Genomic DNA, 24,463 nt, shown 5'->3' with positions numbered 1-24,463 from the left:
GGCGCGTCAGGAAGCGTCAGAAGGAGACGCCCGCCTCGACCAGGCCGAGCTGCCAGGACATGCCCGTCCCGGGCAGATCACTCCCCACGCCCACGCCCAGCTCCAGCAGCGACACCTGCGTGCCCTCGTGGCTGAAGCGCAGCGGCGCGATGCTCACCCCGAGCACCGGTGCCGGGCCCGGAGGGGTGGGGTGCTGGGGGGTGAGGAAGAGCAGCCGGTCTCCCATCAGCGTGGAGAGCGTGAGGAGCACCGCGGGCGTGTACGTGCCCCGCCGCTGGAGGCCCGCGCCGAGCCGCAGCCCGGCCACGTTCTTGATGCCCATCAGGTAGCTCACGTCCGCCTGGAGGATGAAGCGCTCCTCGAAGGTGGCGCGCAGCCCCACGCCTCCGCCGATGCCCCCGGCCGTCTGGGCGTCGGAGAGGTACAGCATGGCGCCGGCGCGGCTGTAGACGGTGAGCTGGGGCTCCGCCGCGGCCGCCGGGGTGGCGAGCAGCGGCAGGAGGAGACTCAGGCAAGGGCCAGACACCTTCATTGCGGACCTCCCGCCCAGAAGGCGAGCGCGGCGGCGGAGACCTGCACGGTGCGCCGGAAGGAGACGGGATCCAGCGTGTCCACGGTGTCCGTCTTCTGGTGGTAGTTGGGGTTGCGGAAGTTGGCGGTGTCGGTGAGGAAGAGCGCGTCGCGGCCAGTGAGCCAGAAGGGCGTGTGGTCGCTGCGCATCAGGTTGCCGCCCACCGGTGAGGCCCCGTCGGCGGGCGCGAGGATGGGGACGACGTTCGTGAGCTGCAGGGCCTCGTTGAGCGCGTAGAGCTCGGAGGCCCGGCGGGTGGAGACGTCGTTGCCGATGACCGCGAGGAAGTCCCCGGAGGACGGCGAAGGCAGGCCGGGGATCGACCGCTGGCTGCCCGGCACCGGGCTGTAGTAGCCGATGCAGTCGAAGACGACCGAGGCCACGATCTGGTCCGGCCCCAGCGCCTCCTCCACGTACCGGCCGCTGCCGACCAGCCCCAGCTCCTCGAGATCGAACCCCACGAAGCGGATGGTGCGCTCGAAGCGGTACTGCGAGAGGACGCGCGCCAGCTCCAGCACCGCGGCCACCCCCGTGCTGTTGTCATCCGCCCCGCCATAGAAGGCGTCGAAGTGGGCACCCACCAGGACGACCTCCCAGGGGCGCGTGGTGCCGGGAAGCTCGGCGATGATGTTGGAGGTGGTGAAGGGGCCGCCGTTGGAGGCATCGTGCCGCTGCACCCGCAGGCCGAGCGACTCCAGCCGCGACTGCATCAGCGCCCCGGACCGGTCCCGCGTGAGGTGGCAGAACGTGTCACGCACCACCTCGTCCTGGACGTCCTGGAACTCCGAGCAGAAGACGGGAGTGTCCTCCTGGTGCGCGGTGACCAGCTCCCGGACGAGGCCCATCAACCGCTCCTGCTCCACCTGCCCGGCGAGCTCCCCCAGGCGATCCATCCGGGCGCCTTCCAGCAGGGGCTTCTCGGAGCAGGAGGTGGTGCCGAGCAGCGCCAGACACAGCAGCAGCGCCGGAGACTTGTGGAGGCTCATAGCGACACTCCGAGCCGCAGCAGGCCGACGTGGAGCCGGAGGGCCGTGCCGGGCGAGGCCAGGGAGGTACCGACGGACAGCTCCAACGCGCTCACGGAGAACTGGTTGAAGTGGAAGCGCAGGGGCGCCGCGTGGAACGCCGCGTAGGCGGGGCCGAGCCGCTCATCCTCCAGCTCGAACAGCTCGTCCGCCGGCAGCGGGATGTGGGCGAGCTTGCCGAAGCCACTCAGCCCGAGCTCGGGGCCCGCGGCCACTTCCCAGGGGCCCACCTTCGCGGTGAGCTGCACCTGGATGAAGCCCTCCAGCGGGAGGTTGCTCGCGGCGGCGGGCAGGCCCGTGCGCAAGCCTCCGCCGATGCGCAGCGAGCGCCAGGGCGTCTCCTGTCCCACGGGCCGGTGATAGGCCACCTCGAGGACGGTGAAGCCCGCGGAGGGCCGCCGGAAGGAGTTGTAGCTGAGGGAACCCACCCCGAGTGAAAGCTGGTGGTTCGCCGATTGAGCGAGGGCTGGCGTTGCCAGCAGCATCGCGGCCGGCAGGAGGTCGCGGAGGAAATGGAGGCGCATGAAGGGACGGGCGCGGGCGAGGGGGCGTCCGCCCGGGCAGTCTAGTCCGGGTCTGAACAATTCGGAATAGTCCGTGGTATCCAGGAGGCCATGAAGCTCATCTTGCTGCTGCTGCGGGCCTCCACGGGGCTCACCGCCCTGGCGACGTTGTGTGGACTGCTCACAGGCGCCTTCAGCGCGGGCATGGTGGCGCTCGTCAACCATGCGCTGGCCTCCCGGTTCCAGGCCGGCGCCTCCACCGTCCTGGGCTTCATCGTGCTCGGGGTGCTGATGCTGGGGATGCGGTACGTCACCCAGGTGCTGATCAACCGGCTCAGCGGCGAGGTGCTGTTCGAGATGCGGGTGCAGCTGTGCCGGCAGATCGTCGCCGTGCCGCTGCGCCGCCTGGAGGAGCATGGCATTCCCCGCGTGCTGGTGACGCTGACGGAGGACCTCTTCGTCATCACCACGGCGCTGGGGTTGCTCCCCCGGTTCTTCGTTCAAGTCGCCATGGTGCTGGGCTGCCTGGCCTACCTGGGCCGGCTGTCGTGGCCCCTGCTGCTCGGGCTGCTGCTCTTCATCGGGGTGGGGACCCTGGCGTTCCGGCTGCTCAGCGTGGTCGCCCTGAAGAACATCCAGAGCATCCGCGAGCTCCAGGACACGCTGTTCAAGCAGCTGCGCAGCCTGACGGAGGGCATCAAGGAGCTCAAGCTGCACCTCGAGCGGCGCCAGGCCTTCCTCCAGGAAGAGGTGGAGTCCACCTCGCGCCTGGTGCGCGACCACCAGCTGCGCATGGGCAACCTCTTCGCCGCCAGCGCCAGCTGGACCATGCTCCTCTTCTTCTCCTTCATCGGGGTGCTCCTCTTCGTCCTCCCCGGCCAGGGGCTGGTGGAGCCCGAGGTGTTGATGGGCTACTGCGTCGCCACGCTCTACCTGCAGCAGCCGCTCCAGGCCGTCGTGGAGACCGTTCCCATGCTGATCCGCGGCGAGCACTCGCTGAAGCAGGTCCAGGCGCTGGGGGTGTCACTGAAGGCGGCCGCCGAGACGGGCGCGCTCCCGCTCGCGCCGCGAACCTCCTTCTCGCGGGTGGAGCTGCGGGGGGTCACCCATACCTACCGGCGCGAGCAGGAGGACGGGTGCTTCACCCTGGGGCCCATCGACCTGAGCCTCCAGCCAGGCGAGCTGCTCTTCCTGGTGGGCGGCAACGGCAGTGGAAAGACGACCCTGGCCAAGCTGCTCACCGGGCTCTACCAGCCAGAGTCCGGGCAGGTGCTGCTGGATGGGGAGCCCATCACCGCCGGTACGCAGGAGCTCTACCGGCAGCTCTTCTCGGCGGTGTTCTCGGACTTCCACCTCTTCGAGCGCCTGCTGGGCCTGTGCTCCGAGCAGCTCGCTCCGCAGGTGGAGGGCTACCTCGCGCGGCTCCAGCTGGAGCGGAAGGTCCGCGTGGAGGGCGGTGTGCTGTCCACCACGGAGCTGTCCCAGGGGCAGCGCAAGCGCCTGGCGCTGCTCACGGCCTACCTCGAGGACCGGCCCATCTATCTCTTCGATGAGTGGGCGGCGGATCAGGATCCCTCCTTCAAGGAGGTGTTCTACATGGAGCTGCTTCCCGAGCTGAAGCGCCGGGGCAAGTCGGTGGTGGTCATCTCCCACGACGACCGGTACTTCCACGTGGCCGATCGCCTGCTGCGGCTCGACTCCGGCAGGTTGTCGTCCGCGCCTGGCGAGCCCGCCATGCACCAGCGGGCTTCCTAGGAAGCGCCCGGCATCTCCTTTTCGTCGCGCGGAGTTCAATCCATGAAAACGGAAGCAGGTCTCTCGGAAGTGATGGGGCTGCGCGGCCAGGCCATCTGGTTCGGCGCGCTGAGCCTCCTGGTCGCCGCCTGGTTCGTCATCAACGGCTATCAGTTCGGGGTCTACGATCATGCCATCCACCTGCCCTACCTCCTGCGGGAGTTGGATCCCTCGTTCCTGAAGGGAGATCCGCTGGTGGATGCCTATGCGCACCACCCCTCGCTCTTCTGGAAGCTCCAGGCCCCCTTCGCCAGCGTGCTCCCGGTCGAGACGCTCTACCTGCTCATCCACGTGCTCTCGGTGGGGGCGATGATGGCGGGGACGGCGGCGATCGCGCGGGCCGTGCTGCCGAAGGAGGCCGGACCGTGGGCCGCCTTGCTCGCGCCCTGTCTGATCCTGCTCTCCAAGCCCACCGCCGCAGCGGTGCACATGATGGATCCGCTGGTGCTCAACCGCACCGTCGTGCTCGGGCCGCTGCTGTTCGCGCTGGCCCAGGGCATCAGGCAGCGCTACCACACCGCGTTCCTGCTCATCGGCCTGGCCTTCCTCGTCCACCCGACCAGCGCGGTCCAGGTGGCCTTCATGGTGTGGTTCGCCGCCCTGCTCGACCGGGAGCACCGGCGGGCCGCGCTCACGGGGCCCCTGGTGTGCCTGGCGGCCGCTTCGCCCCTGCTCGTCTCCATGCTGGTGCACCGGGCCGCCGCCGGCGTTCCCTTCCCGCCGCCCGCCGAGTGGATCGCCGTCACCCGCCTGACGGTGGGCCTGCATCACTACCCGAGTGAATGGCCCTTCCCCTCCTGGTTCTTCCTCATGGCCCCGCTGCTGCTGCTGGCCGGTGCGCTGCGTTTCCAGCGCTCGCGGCCGGTGGAGCACTACATGGTGGCGGTGGGCATCCTTTTCCTCGGGGGAAGCCTGGGGACGGAGTGGATCCAGTTCCCCACCGCGCTCCACATGCACCTGCTGCAGAGCACCCGCTTCCTGAGCTTCCTGGCCGCGGCCTGTACCGCCCGGTGGATCCTCGAGACCTGGCCCGTCCAGGGCGAGCCCCGGCGGGCGGGACTGTCGCTGGCGATCGCGGTGGTGCTCACGCAGTTCTCGTTCACGATGATGCTGCCCGTGCTCTTCATCTGGCTGCTGGTGCTGGTGCTCCGCGCCCCCATGAAGAAGCGCGAGAGCCCGGTGCGCCTGTCGTTGGCCACCGTGGCGCTGCTGGTGCTCGTGCTGAGCGGGGTGACCACCGTCGTGCGGCGCCTGGTGCTGCGCTCGCCCCCGGCGATGCAGCCCCAGTTCAGCCAGCTCAAGGGCGCGCGGCTGATGGACTGGTCACGCGACCACCTGCCCCAGGACGCGGTGGTGGCCATTCCGCCGTATCTGTTGGAGCCGCTGACCAGCTTCCGTTATGGCGCCCGGCGCTCCATCGTGGGGACGCTCAAGGATGGCGGTGAGGCGTCGTTCAGCATGGCCTTCACGACCCAGTGGATGCAGCGCATCGAGGCGCTCTGTGACTGCAAGCCCTTCGAGCTGAGCCCGACCGGCAGCAATGCGCTCCGAGGGGTGATGCAGATGCCGGACATGGTCCTCGCGGGCTACCGGCAGGCGGATGCCACGCGCTTCCGCATGCTCGCCACCCGCTTCGGCGCGACGCACGCCGTCATCGAGGCCACGGGCTCGCGGCCGCTGGAGCTGCCGCTCGAGTACGAGGATGACGAGTACAAGGTGTACCGCATCACTCCGCCGGGTGGCTCCGGCGAGCCCGCCTCCGTGGGAAACACGCCCACCAGCCAGCAGGTGCCCTGAAGATCCACGGAGCGCTTTCCCGTATGATGGACCCCCCTGGGAAGAGGAGTGCCGCGCTGTGACGCCAACATCCGTGGTGATCGTTCCCTGCTACAACGAGGCGCGCAGACTCTCGCTGGAGGGCTTCGAGGAGTTCCGCCAGTACCCGGACGTGCGGCTGCTCCTCGTGGACGACGGCTCCACGGATGACACCCGGGCGGTGCTGGAGCAGCTGTGCGAGCGCCTCGACGGCCAGGCCCAGGTGCTGGCCCAGCCGAAGAACGGCGGCAAGGCGGAGGCGGTGCGCGCGGGTATGCTGGCCGCCTACGAGGCAGGGGCTCAGCAGCTCGGCTACCTGGACGCCGATCTGGCGACCCCGCCTGGAGAGATGTGCCGCCTGCTGACCATCCTGCGGGAGCGGAACGCGGCCGTCGTCATGGGCGCTCGCGTCGCGCTGCTGGGGACGCGCATCGAGCGCCGCGCGCGCCGGCACTACATGGGGCGGGTGTTCGCCACGGGGGCCTCCCTCATCCTCTCGCTCCGGGTCTATGACACCCAGTGTGGGGCCAAGGTCTTCCGGCGCTCGGAGCTGCTGAGGTCCGTCCTCTCCTCGCCCTTCTCGAGCCGGTGGGCCTTCGATGTCGAGCTCATCGGGCGGCTGCTGGTGGGCACCGCCGAGCAGTCCGGGCTGACGCCCGAGGACTTCGTGGAGGTGCCGCTGCAGACCTGGCAGGACATCGCCCAGTCCAAGCTCAAGCACTCGGACGTCCCGAAGATGGGGCTGGATCTGCTGAAGATCTTCGTGAAGCTGCAGGCCCTCAAGCGCAAGGCGCGGCGCGAGTAGCCCCAAGCCCGAGATCCTGCCCGCTCCCCGCTGCGCTCACGCGCGGCGTGTGGCTGCTCGTCTGCCTCGCCGATGGGGTGAAGACAGGGCGGAGGAGGTGGCCGTGCAGGCCGCGGGAGGGACATTGCTGTGAAAGCGAGGCACATGTTAAGTGGGCGGCTTCGCCTCGAACTCCCCCCTTGCCTTCGTCGACTGGATTTCCCATGGGAACGCTTCGGGACCTGTCCGCCTCGTCGTCCGCGTCCACGCTGCTCGAGCTGTTGGGGCGCCGAGCTTCAGCCAAGGGGGATCAGCGGCTCTACACCTTCCTGGATGACGCGGGAGGCGAAGAGGGGGCGCTCTCCTATGACGAGCTGAGGCAAAAGGCGCGGCGCATCGCCACGGCGCTCCAGGGGTTGAGCCCCGGTGATCGCGTGGTGCTGCTCTACCCTCCCGGGTTGGAGTACGTGGCGGGTTTCTTCGGCTGCCTCCACGCGGGACTGGTCGCCGTGCCGGCCTATCCGCCGGATCCCTCGCGGCTGGAGCGCACCCTGCCGCGCCTGCTGGCCATCATCCGCGACGCGCGCGCGACGGCGGTGCTCACCACCTCCTTCATCCTGGGGATGGGCGAGTTCCTCTTCGAGCAGGCGCCGGATCTGAAGGAGCTGCGGTGGGTGGCCACCGACGAGCTGACCGTGGGCCTGGAGGCGGACTGGCGTGAGCCGGACGTGGGCCCGGGCTCGCTGGCCTTCCTGCAGTACACCTCGGGCTCCACTGGCACGCCCAAGGGCGTGATGCTCAGCCACCGCAACCTGCTGCACAACCTGGAGCTCATCACCCACGCCTTCCGTGCGCACAGCCAGAGCGTGGGCGTCATCTGGCTGCCGCCGTACCATGACATGGGGCTCATCGGCGGCATCCTGGAGCCGCTCTTCATGGGCTTCCCCGTGGTGCTGATGTCGCCGATGACGTTCCTCAAGCGGCCCCAGCGCTGGCTGGAGGCCGTCTCCCGCTACCGGGCGACCATCAGCGGCGGCCCCAACTTCGCCTTCGAGCTGTGCACGCGGCGCATCCCGGAGGCGGAGCGCCAGGCGTTGGATCTGTCGAGCTGGGAAGTGGCCTTCTGTGGCGCCGAGCCCATCCGCACCGAGACGTTGGATCGGTTCGTGTCCGCCTTTGGCCCGCGCGGCTTCCGCCGCCAGTATTTCTATCCCTGCTATGGGCTCGCGGAGGGCACGCTCATCGTCTCGGGCGGTGAGCAGGGCCAGGAGCCGGTGCTGCGCACCGTGGAGGACGCGGCGCTGCAGCGCTCGCGCGTGGAGCAACTCCCCGCGGAGAGCACGGGCGGGCGCGTGGTGGTGGGCTGTGGCAAGACGCTGCCGGATCAGCAGGTGCTCATCGTCCACCCGGAGACGCGCACCCGGTGCGCCGAGAACGAGGTGGGGGAGATCTGGGTGTCCGGCCCCAGCGTCGCGCTGGGGTACTGGCAGCGGCCCGAGGAGACGGAGCGCTCCTTCCAGGCGCGGCTGGCCGATGGGGGGACGGAGACGTTCCTGCGCACGGGCGACCTGGGCTTCATGCTCCAGGGCGAGCTGTTCGTCGCCGGCCGGCGCAAGGACCTCATCATCCTGCGCGGCCGCAATCTCTATCCGCAGGACGTGGAGCTGACGGTGGAGCAGTGCCACCCGGCGATGCGGCCCGGGTGCGGCGCGGCCTTCTCGGTGGAGGTGGGCGGCGAGGAGCGGCTCGTCGTGGTGCAGGAGCTGGATCCGCGTCAGTCTGCGGACCCCGCGCAGGTGCTGGGGGCCATGCGCCAAGCGCTCAGCGAGGGGCACGAGGTGCAGCCCCATGCGCTGGTGCTCCTCGAGCCCGGCAGCATTCCCAAGACGTCCAGCGGCAAGATTCAGCGTCACGCGTGCAAGGCCGGTTTCCTCGAGGGGGACCTGCGCACGGTGCTGGCGTGGCGGGAGACGGACGCCGCCGTGGAGCCGGAGCCCGAGGCCAGCGCGCCCGTGCCGGAGGAGCGGCTGGACACGCCCGAGGCGCTCGAGTCCTGGCTGCGCACCCGGCTCGCCGCCCGGCTGCGGGTGCCCGCCGCGGAGGTGGACGCCGCCGAGCCCATCACCCGCCTCGGCCTGGATTCGATGGCTGCCGTGGAGCTGACGCACGACATCGAGAAGAGCCTGGGCCTGTTGCTGCCCATGGAGGCCCTGCTGCAGGGACCCTCGCTCTCCGAGCTGTCGCGCCGGTTGTGGGCGCAGCGTGGAGGCGCGGCCGTGGGGGTACCCCTCCAGCGCCGCACGTGGCAGGGCGCGCCCCCGCTGTCCTTCGCGCAGCAGCGCTTGTGGTTCCTCGACCAGCTCGAGCCGGGCAGCCCCGCCTACAACATCCCCGCGGCGGTGTGGTTGGAGGGCGTGCTGGACACCGAGGCGCTGGAGCGCTGCTTCCGCGAGGTGGTGCGGCGCCACGAGTCGCTGAGGACCGTCTTCCCGCAGCACGAGGGCACGCCCTCGCAGCACATCCTGCCCGAGCTGGCGCTCTCCGTGACGCGGGTGGAGCTGGAGACGCTGCCCGAGGCCGGGCGCGAGGCGGAGGCGCTGCGCCGGGTCCAGGAGGAGGCACGCAGGCCCTTCGCGTTGGCCTCGGGGCCGCTGCTCCGGGTGACGCTGCTGCGGCTGGAGGCGAACCGCCACCTGCTGGTGACGGTGATGCACCACATCGTCTCCGACGGCTGGTCCATGGGCGTGCTCATCCGCGAGGTGGCGGCGCTCTACTCGGCCTTCCGTGACGGCCGGGCGTCGCCGCTGGCGCCGCTGCCGGTGCAGTACTCGGATTACGCGGGCTGGCAGCGCGAGGCCCTGGGCGGCGAGGTGCTGGAGGCGCAGCTCTCCTGGTGGCGCGAGCAGTTGCGCGGCGTGCCCCAGGCGCTGGAGCTGCCCACCGACAGGGTGCGGCCGGCCGTGTTGGACACCCGTGGCGCCGCGCTGCCCCTGCGGCTGTCTCCGGAGCTGTCCGCCGCGCTCAAGACGCTCGCCCACCGCGAGGGCGTCACCCCCTTCATGGTGCTGCTGGCCGCCTTCCAGGTGGTGCTCTCCCGGTACTCCGGGCAGGAGGACTTCTGCGTCGGCACCCCCATCGCCGGCCGCGGCCGCGCCGAGCTCGAGGGGCTGGTCGGCTTCTTCGTCAACACCCTGGTGCTGCGCGCCCGGCTCTCTGGTGATCCCTCCTTCCGCGAGCTGCTCGTCCGGGCCCGCGAGGAGGCCCTCGGTGCCTACGCCCACCAGGACGTCCCCTTCGAGCGGCTGGTGGAGATGCTCCAGCCGGGACGCGACCTGGGGCGCTCGCCGCTCTTCCAGGTGATGCTCGTCCTCCAGCAGGACGCGCTGCCCGAGCTGAAGCTCCCCGGCCTGGCCTTGCGCCCGCAGGAGGTGGACAGCGGCACGGCCAAGTTCGAGCTGACGCTCAGCCTGACGGATACCGCCGAGGGCTTCGCCGGAACGCTGCAGTACAACGTGGAGCTCTTCGACGCCGCCACCGTGGAGCGGCTCGCGGGGCACCTGCGCACGTTGCTGGAGGGCGCGCTCGCCCGGCCGGAGCTGCGGCTCTCGGAGCTGCCGCTGCTGCCCGAGGCCGAGCGGCGGCAACTGCTGGCGGAGTGGCGCGGGACGCAGGAGACGCTCGGCGCCCCCGAGTGCCTGCACACGATCTTCGAGACCTGGGCCGCGCGCACGCCGGATGCCGTCGCCGTGGTGGCGGGCGAGGGCTCGCTCACGTACCGGGAGCTGAACGCACGCGCCAACCAGCTCGCGCGGCACCTGCGTGCCCTCGGCGTGGGACCGGACCAGCGGGTGGGTCTGGGTCTCGAGCGCTCCGTGGATGCCCTGGTGGGCCTGCTCGGCATCCTCAAGGCCGGTGGCGCCTACGTGCCGCTGGATGACACCTTCCCGGATGAGCGCCTGCGCTCCATCCTCGAGGACGCTGGCGCCCGTGTCCTCGTCACGGCGGCGCCGCTGTCCGGCCGCTTCGCCGGGTTCCCGGGCACGCTCGTCCGGCTCGACGCGGAGCGTGAGGTCCTCGCGGGCCTGGACGCCGGGAATCTTCCGTGCGCCGCCTCTCCCGAGAACCTCGTCTACGCCATCTTCACCTCCGGCTCCACCGGCCGGCCCAAGGGCGTGGCCATCGAGCACCGGCAGCTCGTCAATTACGTGCGCAGTGTCATCCGGCGCCTGGAGCTGCCCGAGGGCGCCCGCTTCGCCTCTGTCTCCACGCTCGCCGCCGACCTCGGCCACACCTCCCTCTTCCCCTCGCTCTGCCTGGGCGGCACCTTGCTGCTCGTCTCGCGCGAGCACGCCTCGGATCCCTCCGCGCTCGCCGGCTGGTTCGAGCGCCACGCGGTGGACTGCCTGAAGATCGTCCCCTCGCACCTGGGGGCGCTGCTGGCCTCGGACGCCGCCGCGCGCGTGCTGCCGCGCCAGCGTCTCATCCTGGGTGGAGAGTCCACGGATCCCGCGCTCATCGCCCGCGTGCGCGAGCTGGCGCCGGGCTGTGAAATCCACAACCACTACGGCCCCACCGAGACCACGGTGGGCGTGCTCACCTGCCACCTCACGCGCGGCCGGACCTTCGAGTCCGTGCCCCTGGGCCGCCCCCTCACGAACGTCGAGGTGTACGTGCTCGACGCGCGGATGCGGCCCGTGCCCGTGGGCGTTCCCGGTGAGCTGTACATCGGCGGCGCGAGCGTGGGCCGTGGCTACCTCGGCCGGGCGGATCTGACCGCCGAGCGCTTCGTCCCCTCGCCCTTCGGGAGCGAGCCGGGTGGACGGCTCTACCGCACCGGCGATCGCGTGCGCTGGTGGGCCGAGGGCGTGCTCGAGTTCCTGGGCCGCTTCGACGACCAGCTCAAGATTCGCGGCTTCCGCATCGAGCCCGGTGAAGTGGAGGCCACGCTGGCGCGCCACCCGGCGGTGCGCGAGGCGGTGGTGCTGGCGCGGCCGTCCACCTCGGGCGACCGGCGGCTGGTGGCGTACGCGGTGCCGCAGGCAGGCGTCTCGGTGCTGCCCGGGGCGCTTCGCTCCTTCCTGGAGGAGCGGCTGCCGGCGTACATGGTGCCCTCGGCCTTCGTGGTGCTGGAGGCGCTGCCGCTCACGCCCAACGGCAAGGTGGACCGCGCCGCGCTGCCGGTGCCCGCTGGCGGCCAGGAGGAGGCCCGAAGCTTCGTCGCCCCGCGCACCCCGGCGGAGGAAGTGCTGGCGGGACTCTGGGCCCAGGTGCTGGGCGTGGAGCGGGTAGGCGCCCATGACGACTTCTTCGCGTTGGGCGGCCACTCGCTGCTGGCCACCCGCGCCATCTCGCGCATCCGCTCCGCCTTCCGTCTGGAGGTGCCGCTGCGTGAGCTGTTCGAGGCCCCCACGGTGGCGGCGCTCGCGCGGCGGCTGGAGGCGCTCGCCAGCGCCGGTGCCGAGTGGCGCAGGCCGCCGGTACTGCCCGAGCCTCGCACCGCCCCGCTGCCCCTGTCCTTCGCCCAGCAGCGGCTGTGGTTCCTGGATCAGCTCCAGCCGGGCAGCGCCTTCTACAACGTGCCAGCGATGGTGCGGATGGAGGGCCGCCTGGACGCGGACGTGCTGGAGCGCAGCCTGCGCGAGGTGATCCGCCGTCACGAGGTGCTGCGCAGCACCTTCCACGCGAGCCCGGAGGGGCCCGTGCAGGTGGTCGCTCCGGTGCCGGAGCAGGTGCTCGCCCGGGTGGATCTCCGCGAGGTGCCCGCCGGGGCCCGCGAAGACGAGGTGCGCCGGTTGGCGCTCGCGGAGGCGACGCGGCCCTTCGAGCTGGGCCGTGGCCCGTTGCTGCGCTGCACGCTGCTGCGGCTGGACGACTCGGTGCACGTGGTGCTGCTGACGCTGCACCACATCGTGTCCGACGGCTGGTCCATGGGCCTGCTCATCCGCGAAGTGGGCGCGCTCTATGCGGCCTTCCTCGCCGGCCAGCCCTCTCCGCTGCCGGAGCTGCCCGTGCAGTACGCGGACCACGCCGTGTGGCAGCGGCGCTGGTTGCGCGGCGAGGTGATGGAGACGCAGCTGGCCTGGTGGAAGCAGCAGCTCGCGGGGGCTCCGGCGGTGCTGGAGCTGCCCTCGGACAGGCCTCGCCCGGCGGTGCAGACCTTCCAGGGCGCGTTGCTGAGCACGCAATTCTCCTCCCAGCTGGCCGGGGAGATCCGGCAGCTGGCCGAGCGCGAGGGCTGCACCCCCTTCATGGTGCTGATGGCCGCCTTCCAGGCGCTGCTGTTCCGCTACACGGGACAGACGGACGTGCTGGTGGGCACGGACATCGCCAACCGCCACCACGCGGAGACGGAGGGCCTCATCGGCTTCTTCGTCAACCAGCTGGTGCTGCGCGGGCGGCCCTCCGGCGCGCTCTCCTTCCGCGAGTTGCTCGGCCAGGTGCGTGAGACGGCGCTCGGCGCCTACGCCCACCAGGACCTGCCCTTCGAGGAGCTGGTGAAGGCCGTCAACCCGGAGCGCAGCCTCGCCCACTCGCCGCTCTTCCAGGTGAAGCTCATCCTGCAGAACGCGCGGGACGTGGCGCTGGAGCTGCCCGGGCTGACCCTGCGCAGCGAGGGCGGGGACTCGGGCGCGGCGAAGTTCGACCTGACGGTGGTGTTCACCGACTCCGCCGACGGGCTGAGCTGCGTGTGCGAGTACAGCACGGACCTGTTCGACGCGGGGACCGTGGCGCGCCTGCAAGGGCACCTGCGCACGGTGCTGGAGGGGGCGGTGGCGGCACCGGAGCTGCGGCTGTCGGCGCTCCCCCTGCTCACGGACGAGGAGCGGCGGCAGGTGCTGGTGGAGTGGAACGGGCCTCGCGAGGAGCTGGCTCCCGCGGGCCTGTGCGCCCATGAGCTGTTCGCGGCCCAGGCGGCGCGCACGCCGGACGCCGTGGCGCTCTCCTTCGAGGAGCGGCAGCTCACGTATGCGCAGCTCGACCGGCGCGCCAACCAGGTCGCGCATCACCTGCGGACGCTGGGCGTGGGGCCGGACGGGGTCGTCGGCCTGTGCGTAGAGCGCTCGCCGGAGCTGGTGGTGGGCCTGCTCGGCATCCTCAAGGCGGGCGCGGCCTGGCTCCCGCTGGACTCCGGCTACCCCGCCGAGCGCCTGTCGATGATGATGCGGGACGCGGCGGTGCCGGTGCTGGTGACGCAGGAGCACCTGGCCGATGAGCTGCCCGCGCTCGGCCAGCAGCTCGTCTGCCTGGACTCGGACGCGCCGGCCCTGGACGTGCAGCCCGAGACGCCTCCCGAGACGGGCGTGGCTCCTGGCAACCTCGCCTACGTCATCTACACCTCCGGCTCGACGGGCCGGCCCAAGGGCGCACTGCTCACCCACCGGGGTCTGAGCACCATGGCCCTGCTGTTGGCCCGGGCGCGTGGCGTGGGGCCCCACAGCCGGGTGCTGCAGCTGGCCTCGCCCAGCTTCGACGTGTCCGTGAGCGAGATGTTCTCCGCGCTCCTGTCCGGGGCCCGCCTGTGCCTCGCACGCCGCGAGGCGCTCCTGCCCGGGCCCGGCCTGTCCGCACTCCTCCGGGAGCAGGCCATCACCACGGTGGCGCTGCCCGCCTCGCTGCTGGCGCAGCAGGACTCGGACGGGCTGCCCGCGCTGGAGACGCTCATCACCGGAGGCGACGTGTGCGCGCCCGAGGTGGCGCGGCGGTGGAGCGCCGGACGCCGCCTCCTCAACGAGTACGGGCCCACCGAGACGACCATCAGCGCCACCCTGAGTGCGCAGGTGGACCCGGAGCGGCTCACCATCGGCCGTCCGCTGCCGGGCGTGCAGGTGTTCGTCCTGGACGGGGAGCTGCGGCCGGTGCCGGTGGGCGTGCCCGGCGAGGTGTACCTCGCGGGCGTGGGCGTGGGGCGTGGCTACCTGGGCCGCCCGGACCTGACGGCGGAGCGCTTCGTGCCCGTGCCGTTCGGCGGGGAGCCCGGGGCGCGCATGTACCGCACGGGAGACCTGGCGCGGTGGCGGGCGGATGGGGAGTTGGTGTTCGTGGGCCGCGCGGACCAGCAGGTGAAGGTGCGCGGCTTCCGCATCGAGCTGGGCGAGGTGGAGGCGGCGCTGGGCGAGCATCCGGGCGTGCGCGAGGCGGTGGTGGTGGCGCGCGAGGACGTGCCGGGCCACAAGCGCCTGGTGGCGTACGTGGTGGCGGACGAGGACCAGGCGCTGGAGCCGGAGGCGCTGCGCGAGTTCCTCAAGCGCAAGCTGCCCGAGTACATGGTGCCCTCGCTCTTCGTGGAGCTGGAGGCCCTGCCGCTCACGCCCAACGGCAAGGTGGACCGCAAGGCCCTGCCGGCGCCGGAGGGCGCGCAGGTGGCCCGCCGGGGCGGCTTCGTCGAGCCCGGGACGTCCAAGGAGCGGCGGCTCGCGGCCGTCTGGGCCCAGGTGCTGGGCGTGGAGCAGGTGGGACTCCACGACAACTTCTTCGAGCTGGGTGGAGACTCCATCGTCAGCCTGCAGGTCATCAGCCGGGCGCGGCAGGCGGGGCTGCTGCTGTCGGCCAGGCAGGTCTTCGAGTGCCAGACGCTGGCGGAGCTGGCGGGGGTGGCGGAGGAGGTGGCGGCGGGCACGCGGGCCGCTGGCGAGCAGGGGCCGGTGGTGGGGGAGGTGCCGCTGACGCCGGTGCAGCGGTGGTTCTTCGCGCAGGAGCTGCCCCAGCCGCACCACTACAACCAGGCCGTCTTGCTGGAGGTGAGGCAGGCGCTGGAGGCGCCGCTGCTAGAGGGCGCGCTGGCGGCGCTGTGGACGCACCACGATGCGCTGCGCTCGCGCTTCATCCGCGTGGACGGACGGTGGGAGCAGCACATCGCGGCACCGGAGCCGGTGTCCGTGCTGCGGCGGGTGGACCTGACGGGCGTGCCGGAGGAGCGGCATACGGCGGTGCTCGCGCAGGTGGCAGCGGAGCTGCACGGCGGCTTCAGCCTCTCCACGGGGCCGCTGGTGAAGGCCGCGCTCCTGGAGCGGGGGCAGGGCAGGACGGGCTGGCTGCTGCTGGTGCTCCACCACTTGGTGGTGGATGGCGTGTCCTGGCGGGTGCTGCTGGATGACCTGGAAGTGGCCTACCGGCAGCTCGCCGGGGGGACGCAGGTGGCGCTGCCGCCGAAGACGGCCTCCTATAAGCACTGGGCGGAGCGGCTGCTCGCCTTCGCGCGCTCGCCAGAGCTGGCGGGGGAGGCGGCGTACTGGGAGGCCCAGGCGGGGCGGCGGGTGGCGGCGCTGCCGGTGGACGGGCCGGGGGGCCCCAACGTGCGTGCCTCCGCACGGCGCGTGACGGTGATGCTGGAGGAGGAGGAGACGCGGGCGCTGCTGCAGGAGGTGCCCACGGCGTGGCGGGCGCGCATCGACGAGGTATTGCTCGGGGCACTGTCCCTGGCGCTGGCGCGGTGGACGGGCGAGCGGCGGCTGCGGGTGGAGCTGGAGGGCCATGGCCGCGAGGTGCCCTTCGACGGAGTGGACGTGTCCCGGACGGTGGGCTGGTTCACCGCCAGCTACCCCGTGGTGCTGGAGTTGCCGGCGCGGCCCAGCCCGGGCGACGCCGTGCGGGCGGTCCGCGACAGCCTGCGGGCGGTGCCCCACCGGGGGCTCGGCTACGGGCTGCTGCGCCACCTGCGGGAGGACGAGACGGCCGCGACGCTGCGCGCCAGCCAGCCCGCGCAGGTGGCCTTCAACTACCTGGGCCAGTTCGACGCGACGGCCTCCGCTTCCTCCCTCTTCGGCGCCTCTCCCGAGTCGAGCGGCCCGGCGCAGGGCGAGGACGGCGCGCGCACCCACCTGTTGGAGGTGGGCGGCATGGTGCTGGGCGGGCGGCTGAAGCTGGACTGGACGTACAGCGAGAATCTCCACTCCCACGCCTCCATGGAGGCGCTGGCGCGCGAGTGCCTCTCCGTGCTGCGGGCGCTCATCGCCCGGGCGGAGCCGGCGGACCTGCTGCGCTACACCCCGGCGGACTTCCCCCTGGCCGGCCTGGAGCAGACGGCGCTCGAGCGGGTGCTGCCGCCCGGCGCGCCCCTGGAGGACCTCTACCCCCTGACTCCCCTGCAGGAGGGGATGCTCTTCCACTCCACCTACGCGCCGCGCTCGGGGGAGTACTTCGAGCAGGTCACCTGCACCTTCCACGTGCCGATGGATGTCGCGGCCTTCCGGCGCGCCTGGCGCGAGGCGGTGGCCCGTCATGGGATTCTGCGCACGGGCTTCCTCTCGGAGGGGCTCGAGCAGCCGCTGCAGGCGGTCCACCCCGCGGCGGAGCTGCCGTGGCAGGAGCTGGACTGGAGCGCGGTGCCCTCCGGGGAGCAGGCGGCGCGGCTGGAGGCGCTGCTCGCCGAGGACCGGGCCCGGGGCTTCGAGCTGTCCCGTCCGCCGCTGATGCGGCTGACGCTCATCCGGCTGGACGCGCGGGTGTACCGGCTCGTGTGGAGCTTCCACCACCTGCTGCTGGATGGGTGGAGCGTGGGCCTGCTGCTCAAGGAGATCTTCGCCTTCTACGGCGCCTTCCGGCAGGGCCGGACGCCGCAACCGCCGCGTGGCCCGGCGTACCGGGAGTACATCGCCTGGCTGCGGAAGCAGGACGTGGCGGGCACGGAGCGCTACTGGCGCGAGGCGCTGGCGGGCTTCACCGCTCCGACGCCGCTGCCGGCCGACAAGGGCTCCGGACGCGCGGAGGCCTCCGGCACGCGGACGCTCCACCTGGAGCTCTCCGCCGAGGAGACGGCCACGCTGCAGGAGTTCGCGCGCGGCCACCAGCTCACGCTCAGCACGCTGGTACAGGGCGCGTGGGCGCTACTGCTCGGGCGCTACGCCGGCCAGGAGGACGTGCTCTTCGGCGCCACCGTCTCGGGCCGCCCGCCGGAGCTCGCGGGCTCCGACGCCATGGTGGGTCTGCTCATCAACTCGCTGCCGGTGCGCGTGCGGCTGCCCTCGGGCGAGCACGTGGCGCAGTGGTTGCGCGGGCTCCAGGCGCGGCTGGCCGGGCTGCGCCAGCACGAGTCCAGTCCGCTGGTGCGCGTCCAGGGCTGGAGCGAGGTGCCTCGGGGGCTGCCGCTCTTCGAGAGCCTGGTGGCCTTCGAGAACTACCCGCTGGATGCCTCGGTGTGGGAGGGCGTGGAAGACCTGGGCGTGCGCGACTACCTGGCCGTGGAGCGGACCAACTTCCCGCTCACCCTCGTCGTCACCCCGGGCAAGTCGCTGCTGCTGAAGCTCACGTATGTGCAGGCGCGCTTCGAGGCGGCGGCCGTGGGGCAGGTGCTGGAGCAGCTGCGCACGCTGATGGGAGGCCTCGCCGCCCACCCGGAGGCGCCGCTGGCCGCGGTGCCGATGCTGAAGGCGGAGGAGCGCAACCGGCTGCTGGTGGAGTGGAACGCCACCCGGACGGAGTACCCGCGGCACGCCAGCATCCACGAGCTGTTCGAGGAGCAGGTGGCGCGCCGGCCCGAGGCCGTGGCGGTGGAGTACGAAGGGCAGCGGCTGACGTACGCCGAGCTGAACCGGCGCGCCAACCAGCTGGCCCGGCACCTGCGGCGGCTGGGCGTGGTGGAGGGCTCGCGGGTGGGCCTGTGCGCGGGGCGCTCGCTGGAGATGGTGGTGGCGACGCTCGGCATCCTCAAGGCGGGCGGCGCGTACGTGCCGCTCGACCCGGGGTACCCGTCCGAGCGGCTGGCCTTCATGCTGGAGGACACGGCGCTGGCGGTGCTGCTGGTGCAGCCGGCGCTGCTGTCGAAGCTGCCGCCGTCGAGCGCGCGAGTGGTGGAGTTGGAGCCCTCGTGGGCGGCGTTCGCGCACGAGAGCGGTGAGAACCTGGGCGAGCCCGTGCCGCCCGCGTCGCTGGCGTACATCATGTACACGTCGGGCTCGACGGGGCGCCCCAAGGGCGTGTGCATCCCGCATCGCGCGGTGGTGCGGCTGGTGAAGGGCTCGAGCTTCGTGGAGATGAGCGAGCGGGAGGTGTACCTCCAGTTGGCGCCCATCTCGTTCGACGCGGCCACCCTGGAGCTGTGGGGCTCGCTGCTGAACGGGGCGAAGCTGGTGGTGTTCCCCGCGGGGACGCCGTCCATGGAGGAGCTGGGCCGGGCCCTGGTGGCGCACCAGGTGTCGACGCTGTGGCTCTCCGCGGCGCTGTTCGAGCAGATGATGGCGTCGCAGCCCGAGGCGCTGGCGGGGGTGAAGCAGCTGCTGGCCGGTGGAGACGTGCTGTCTCCGGCGCGCGTGAAGCAGCGGCTGGAGGCCGGGGGCGTGCTCGTCAACGGGTACGGCCCGACGGAGAACACCACCTTCACCTGCTGCTACCGGATGACGGAGCCCGGGCAGGTGGGCGCCACGGTGTCCATCGGACGGCCGATCGCCAACACGCGGGTGTACGTGCTGGACGAGCGGATGCAGCCGGTGCCGGTGGGCGTGCCCGGAGAGCTGTACGCGGGAGGCGACGGTCTGGCCCTGGGCTACCTCCACCGGCCTGAGCTGACGGCGGAGAAGTTCGTGCCGGATCCGTTCAGCCAGGAGCCGGGGGCCCGGCTGTACCGGACGGGCGACCTGGTGCGGTACCTGCCGGACGGGAGGGTCGAGTTCCTCGGACGGCGGGACACGCAGGTGAAGGTGCGTGGCTTCCGCATCGAGCTGGGAGAGATCGAAGAGGCGCTGGCGAAGTACCCCGGCGTGGAGCAGGTAGTGGCCGTGGTGCGTGAGGACGTGCCCGGCGACAAGAGGCTGGTGGCCTACGTGGTGCCCACTTCCCCCTCTTCCCCCACTTCCCCTCTCCCTCTGGGAGAGGGACAGGGTGAGGGTATGCAGGCGGGCCCTGGGTTGAACCACGCGGAGCTCCGCGGCTTCGTGAAGGAGCTGCTGCCGGAGTACATGGTGCCCTCGGCCTTCGTGACGCTGGAGGCCCTGCCGCTGTCCCCCAACGGCAAGGTGGACCGCAAGGCACTGCCGGCTCCGCAATCGGTGGCCGTCCAGGTGTCCTCCGGCTTCGAGGCGCCGCGCACGCCGCTGGAGGAGCTGCTGGCGGGCGTCTGGGCGCAGGTGCTGGGCGTGGAGCGGGTGGGCGTGCACGACGGCTTCTTCGAGCTGGGCGGCCACTCGCTGCTGGCGACGCAGGTGGTCTCCCGCATCCGGAGCACCTTCCAGGTGGAGCTCCCGCTGCGGGACGTCTTCGAGGCGCCCACGGTGGCGGAGCTGGCGAAGCGGGTGGAGGCGGCGCTCCAGCGCGGGCAGGGCTCGCGGCTGCCGCCTCTCCAGCCCGTCGCGCGCGAGGGGGAGCTGCCGCTGTCCTTCGCCCAGCAGCGGCTGTGGTTCCTCTCCCGGCTCGAGCCCCAGAGCTCCGCCTACAACGTCCTGGCGGCGCTCCAGCTGGAGGGCACCCTCGACGTGGCCGCGTTGGAGCACGGACTGGCCGGGCTCGTCCGGCGTCATGAGTCCCTGCGCACGACCTTCTCCACCACCGACGGCCGTCCGCTCCAGGTCATCGCGCCCTCGTGGCAGGTGGCGCTGGAGCAGGTGGACCTCAGCACCCTGCCGGAGGCGGAGCGCCTGCCGGAGGCTCGGCGCCGGGTGGGCGAGGCGGGCGAGCAGCCCTTCGACCTGGAGCGCGGTCCGTTGCTGCGCGCCCTGCTGGTACGGCTGGGCGAGCGGGAGCATGTGCTGCTGCTGGCGATGCACCACGCCGTCTCCGACGGTTGGTCCATGGGCGTGCTGGTGCGGGAGATGGCGGCGCTCTACGGCGAAGCCACCACCGGAATGCAAGCCGCGCTCGCGCCGCTGCCCGTGCAGTACGCGGACTACGCGGCCTGGCAGCGGGGCTGGCTGCGGGGAGAGCCGCTGGAGGCGCAGCTCGCGTACTGGCGTCAGCAGCTCGCGGGGGCTCCTCGCGCGCTGGAGCTGCCTACGGACCGTCCCCGGCAGCGGGTGCAGACGTCGCGAGGCGCGACGATGCCGGTGCGGCTGGGCCGGGAGCTGACGGGGGCGCTGGAGGCGCTCTGCCGGCGCGAGGGCGTGACGCCCTTCATGGCGCTGCTGGCGGCCCTCCAGGTGCTGCTCTCTCGCTACTCGGGGCAGGACGATGTCTGCGTGGGCTCGCCCGTGGCGGGCCGTGACAGGCTGGAGACGGAGGGCCTCATCGGCTTCTTCGTCAACACGCTGGTGCTGCGCACGCGGCTGGCGGGCAACCCCACCTTCCGCGAGCTGCTCGGCCGCGTGCGGGAGAGCACGCTGGGGGCCTACGCCCACCAGGACGTCCCCTTCGAGAAGCTGGTGGAGGCGCTGCAGCCGGAGCGGGACCTGAGCCGCACGCCGCTCTTCCAGGTGATGCTCGCCCTGCAGAACGCACCCCTGCCGGAGCTGTCGCTGCCGGGGCTCACCCTGCACCCGCTCGAGCTGGAGCGGAAGTCCTCGAAGTTCGACCTGGCGTTCTCCTTCTCCGGGCAGGAGGGCGAGCTGCGCGGGACGGTGGAGTACAACTCCGACCTGTTCGATGGCGGGACCGTCTCGCGCATGTTCACGCACCTGTGCACGCTGCTGGAGTGCGCCGTGCGCGAGCCCACGCGGCGCCTCGCGGAGCTGCCCCTGCTCTCCGCGGCGGAGGAGCGGCGGTTGCTCGTGGAGTGGAATGACACCCGCCGCGAGCCCTCGTCCCTTGCGTGCGCCCACCAGCTCTTCGAGGCCCAGGTGGCGCGCACGCCGGACGCGCCCGCGGTGTCGTTCGCGGGCCGCACGCTCACCTACCGGGAGCTGGACACGCGGGCCAACCAGCTCGCCTGGCACCTGCGCGAGCGCGGCGTGGGGCCGGAGGTGAAGGTGGGGTTGTGCGTGGAGCGCTCGCCGGAGCTGGTGGTGGGTATCCTCGGAGTGATGAAGGCGGGCGGGGCGTACCTGCCGCTGGACCCGGGCTACCCGCGCGAGCGCCTGGCCTTCATGCTGGAGGACGCGGGGGTTCCGCTGCTGGTGACGCAGGCCCCCCTGGTGGCGCGGCTGCCTTCCTTCGAGGGCCAGCGCGTGCTGCTGGATGCCGATCAGGCGCAGGTGGAGCGGCAGCCAGGGACGCCTCCGCCCTCCGGAGTGTTGGCGGAGGGCGCGGCCTACGTCATCTACACCTCGGGCTCCACGGGCCTGCCCAAGGGCACGGTGCTGACGCACCGGGGCCTGGTGAACACGGCGCTGGCGGCGGGGGAGGAGCACGGGGTGAGGCCGGACAGCCGGGTGCTGCAGTTCGCCTCCATCGGCTTCGATGCGTCGGTGTGCGAGGTGTTCTCGACGCTGGTGGCCGGGGCGTGCCTGTGCCTGGCGCCGCGCGAGGAGTTGCTGCCGGGGCCGCCGCTGGTGGAGACGCTGGTGAAGCAGCGCATCAGCATGGTGACGCTGACGCCCACGGTCCTCGCCCGGCTCGAGCCGGAGGGGCTGGAGGGCGTGGAGACGATCATCTCCGCCGGAGAGGCGTGCACGCCGGAGGTGGTGGGGAAGTGGAAGGCGGGCAGGAAGCTGCTCAACGGATACGGCCCGACGGAAGTGACGGTGTGCGCCACCATCCACAAGGAGGTGGAGGAGCAGGGGGCGGGGGTGATTGGCAGGCCGTGGCGCAACGTGCGGGTGTACGTGCTGGACGGGGCGATGCGGCCGGTGCCGGTGGGCGTGGCCGGAGAGCTGTACGTGGGAGGCGAGGGGCTGGCGCGCGGTTACCTGGGCAGGGCGGAGCTGACGGCGGAGAAGTTCGTGCCGGACGCGCTCAGCGGGGAGGCGGGCGCGAGGCTGTACCGCACGGGAGACGTGGTGCGGTGGGTGGAGGGCGGGGCCCTGGAGTACGTGGGCCGTGCGGACGCGCAGGTGAAGGTGCGCGGCTTCCGCATCGAGCTGGGCGAAGTGGAGGCGGTGCTGCGCCAGCAGCCCGGAGTGGTGGACGCCGTGGTGGTGGTGCGCGAGGACGTGCCGGGCAACAAGCAGCTCGTGGCCTACCTGGTGGGCGAGGGCGCGGAGCCCGAGGTGGCGGCGCTGCGCACCGGCCTGCGCGAGCGGCTGCCGGAGCACATGGTGCCCGCGTCCTTCATGGTGCTGCCCGCGCTGCCGCTCCTGCCCAGCGGGAAGGTGGACCGCAAGGCACTGCCGGCTCCGGACGCGAGCCAGCAGCGCGCGGGCGAGAGCTTCGCTCCGCCCCAGACGGAGACGGAGCGGGCCCTGGCCACGCTCTGGCAGGAAGTGCTCCAGGTGCCGAAGGTGGGGCTGCATGACCGCTTCTTCGACCTGGGCGGCAACTCGCTGACGTTGGTGCAGCTCCACAGCCGCATGCGCGGCCAGCTCGGCATCGACGTGCCGCTGACCGAGCTGTTCCAGTACCCGAGCATCGGGGCCCTCGCCGCGTATCTGCTCCAGCGGACCGCGGCCGCGGTCCCGCCCGAGCAGGCGGATCCCGAGCGCTTCGACCACCGGCGGGCCCGGATGGAACAGCAGCGGCAGTCCCGGCGGCGCAACACCACGGCGGAGCAGGAGAACGAGGATGAGTGAGCAGTCGGGGAGCCCGTTGGAGGGCGTGGCGATCATCGGGATGGTGGGCCGCTTCCCGGGGGCTGGGGACGTGGAGGCCTTCTGGCGCAACCTGTGCCAGGGCGTGGAGTCCCTCACGCAGTTGTCGGACGAGGACCTCGCGGCCGCGGGCGTGGACCGGGAGCTCGCCTCCAAGCCGGGCTACGTCAAGGCGGGCTTCCTGCTGGAGGGCGTGGAGCTCTTCGACGCGGCCTTCTTCGGCTTCAGCCCTCGCGAGGCCGAGCTGTTGGATCCGCAGCAGCGCCTCTTCCTGGAGTGCGCGTGGGCGGCGCTGGAGCAGGTGGGCTACGTCAGCGAGTCCTTCAGCCGCTCCATCGCGCTCTTCGCCGGCTCGGGCGCGCCCTCCTACCTCTACAAGAACCTGCTGTCGCGGCCGGACCTGCTGCGCTCGGTGGGGAGCTTCCAGCTGGCCATCGGCAACGAGAAGGACTTCCTTCCCACGCGCGTGGCCCATGAGCTGGGGCTGCGCGGGCCGGCCGTGGCCGTGCAGACGGCCTGCTCGACCTCGCTGGTGGCCGTGCACCTGGCCTGCCAGAGCCTGCTGTCGGGTGAGTCCGACTTGGCGCTGGCCGGTGGCGTCTCCATCTCGCTGCCCCAGCGCGGCGGGTACCTCTACCGCGAGGGGGATGTGACCTCTCCGGACGGGCACTGCCGGGCCTTCGACGAGCGCTCCAGCGGCGCGGTGCGCGGCTCGGGCGTGGGGCTGGTGGTGCTCAAGCGCCTGGACGAGGCGCTGGCGGATGGGGACGTCATCCACGCCGTCATCCGCGGCTCGGCCGTGAACAACGACGGCTCGGATCGCGTGGGCTACACCGCTCCCGGCGTGGCGGGACAGGCGGCGGTCATCTCCGAGGCCCTCGGCATGGCCGGGGTGGAGCCCTCCTCCATCCAGTACGTCGAAGCCCACGGGACGGGCACGCCGCTCGGAGACCCGATCGAGGTCGCCGCGCTCAACAAGGCCTTCGGCGGCGGGGCGCCGGACACGTGTGCCCTCGGCTCGTTGAAGACGAACATCGGCCACCTGGACGCGGCGGCGGGCGTGGCCGGGCTCATCAAGACGGCGCTCGCGCTCCGCCACCGCTTCCTCCCGCCCAGCCTCAACTTCGAGCGCCCCAACCCGCGGTTGGATCTCGCGAGCGGGCCCTTCTTCATCAACGCCACCCCGCGCCCCTGGGAGACGCAGGGCGCGCCGCGCCGCGCCGGGGTGAGCTCCTTCGGCATCGGTGGCACCAACGCGCATGTCATCCTCGAGGAGGCTCCTCGTGCCGCGCAGGCCCCCGCCAGCTCCCGGCCCTGGCACCTGCTGACGCTCTCCGCGCGCACGCCCCAGGCCCTGGAGGCGGCGACGGACAACCTCGCCGCGCACCTCGAGCGCAACCCGGAGCTGCCGCTGGCGGACGTGGCCC

At 72.1% G+C, this 24,463-nt stretch carries 8 protein-coding genes (1 of these 8 cut by a window edge); 5 read left to right on the top strand and 3 right to left on the bottom strand.

What is annotated here, in order from left to right; all coding sequences use genetic code 11:
- Positions 1–16 precede the first annotated feature (16 nt).
- Genes NR798_RS39040 through NR798_RS39030 form a run of 3 tightly spaced genes read right to left on the bottom strand, consistent with a single transcriptional unit; the run spans position 17 to position 2,024 of the window.
- Positions 17–532: a hypothetical protein gene (locus NR798_RS39040; RefSeq protein WP_375767655.1), complete on the bottom strand. Its 516-nt coding sequence runs from the start codon at positions 530–532 to the stop codon at positions 17–19.
- Positions 529–1,557, bottom strand: a complete 1,029-nt coding sequence (locus tag NR798_RS39035; RefSeq protein ID WP_375767654.1) for a M28 family peptidase — start codon at positions 1,555–1,557, stop codon at positions 529–531. Before NR798_RS39035 ends, NR798_RS39040 begins: the two co-directional genes overlap by 4 nt.
- Positions 1,554–2,024 carry a hypothetical protein gene (locus NR798_RS39030; RefSeq protein ID WP_375767653.1) on the bottom strand — a complete coding sequence of 157 codons (471 nt, stop codon included), beginning with the start codon at positions 2,022–2,024 and terminating at the stop codon, positions 1,554–1,556. The genes NR798_RS39035 and NR798_RS39030 overlap by 4 nt, the downstream gene beginning before the upstream one ends.
- Positions 2,025–2,210: 186 nt before the next feature.
- Between NR798_RS39030 and NR798_RS39025 the strand changes: the two genes are divergently transcribed.
- From NR798_RS39025 to NR798_RS39005, 5 genes are all read left to right on the top strand, one after another.
- Positions 2,211–3,854 (top strand): cyclic peptide export ABC transporter, encoded by a 1,644-nt coding sequence (locus tag NR798_RS39025; RefSeq protein ID WP_375767652.1) that lies wholly within the window; start codon positions 2,211–2,213, stop codon positions 3,852–3,854.
- A gap of 42 nt (positions 3,855–3,896) precedes the next feature.
- Positions 3,897–5,690 carry a DUF6798 domain-containing protein gene (locus NR798_RS39020; protein WP_375767651.1) on the top strand — a complete coding sequence of 598 codons (1,794 nt, stop codon included), beginning with the start codon at positions 3,897–3,899 and terminating at the stop codon, positions 5,688–5,690.
- Positions 5,691–5,748: 58 nt separating this feature from the next.
- Positions 5,749–6,513 carry a glycosyltransferase gene (locus NR798_RS39015; RefSeq protein WP_375767650.1) on the top strand — a complete coding sequence of 255 codons (765 nt, stop codon included), beginning with the start codon at positions 5,749–5,751 and terminating at the stop codon, positions 6,511–6,513.
- A gap of 203 nt (positions 6,514–6,716) precedes the next feature.
- Positions 6,717–23,018 carry a non-ribosomal peptide synthase/polyketide synthase gene (locus tag NR798_RS39010; protein ID WP_375767649.1) on the top strand — a complete coding sequence of 5,434 codons (16,302 nt, stop codon included), beginning with the start codon at positions 6,717–6,719 and terminating at the stop codon, positions 23,016–23,018.
- Positions 23,011–24,463: the beginning of an SDR family oxidoreductase gene (locus NR798_RS39005; RefSeq protein WP_375767648.1), read on the top strand. 3,125 nt of this gene lie beyond the right edge of the window; the window shows 1,453 of its 4,578 coding nt (coding positions 1–1,453); it begins with the start codon at positions 23,011–23,013; its stop codon lies off the right edge, out of view. Before NR798_RS39010 ends, NR798_RS39005 begins: the two co-directional genes overlap by 8 nt.

Origin of the sequence: Archangium gephyra (genome assembly GCF_042230915.1) — a bacterium.
Classification (GTDB): Bacteria; Myxococcota; Myxococcia; order Myxococcales; family Myxococcaceae; genus Archangium; species Archangium gephyra_B.
This window is presented reverse-complemented; position numbering and strand designations above follow the sequence as displayed.

Bases quoted from the DNA above. Each gene is read 5' to 3' on its own strand.
- NR798_RS39040 (WP_375767655.1), bottom strand. From the start codon at position 532: ATGAAGGTGTCTGGCCCTTGCCTGAGTCTCCTCCTGCCGCTGCTCGCC.
- NR798_RS39020 (WP_375767651.1), top strand. From the start codon at position 3,897: ATGAAAACGGAAGCAGGTCTCTCGGAAGTGATGGGGCTGCGCGGCCAG.
- NR798_RS39025 (WP_375767652.1), top strand. From the start codon at position 2,211: ATGAAGCTCATCTTGCTGCTGCTGCGGGCCTCCACGGGGCTCACCGCC.
- NR798_RS39010 (WP_375767649.1), top strand. From the start codon at position 6,717: ATGGGAACGCTTCGGGACCTGTCCGCCTCGTCGTCCGCGTCCACGCTG.
- NR798_RS39035 (WP_375767654.1), bottom strand. From the start codon at position 1,557: ATGAGCCTCCACAAGTCTCCGGCGCTGCTGCTGTGTCTGGCGCTGCTC.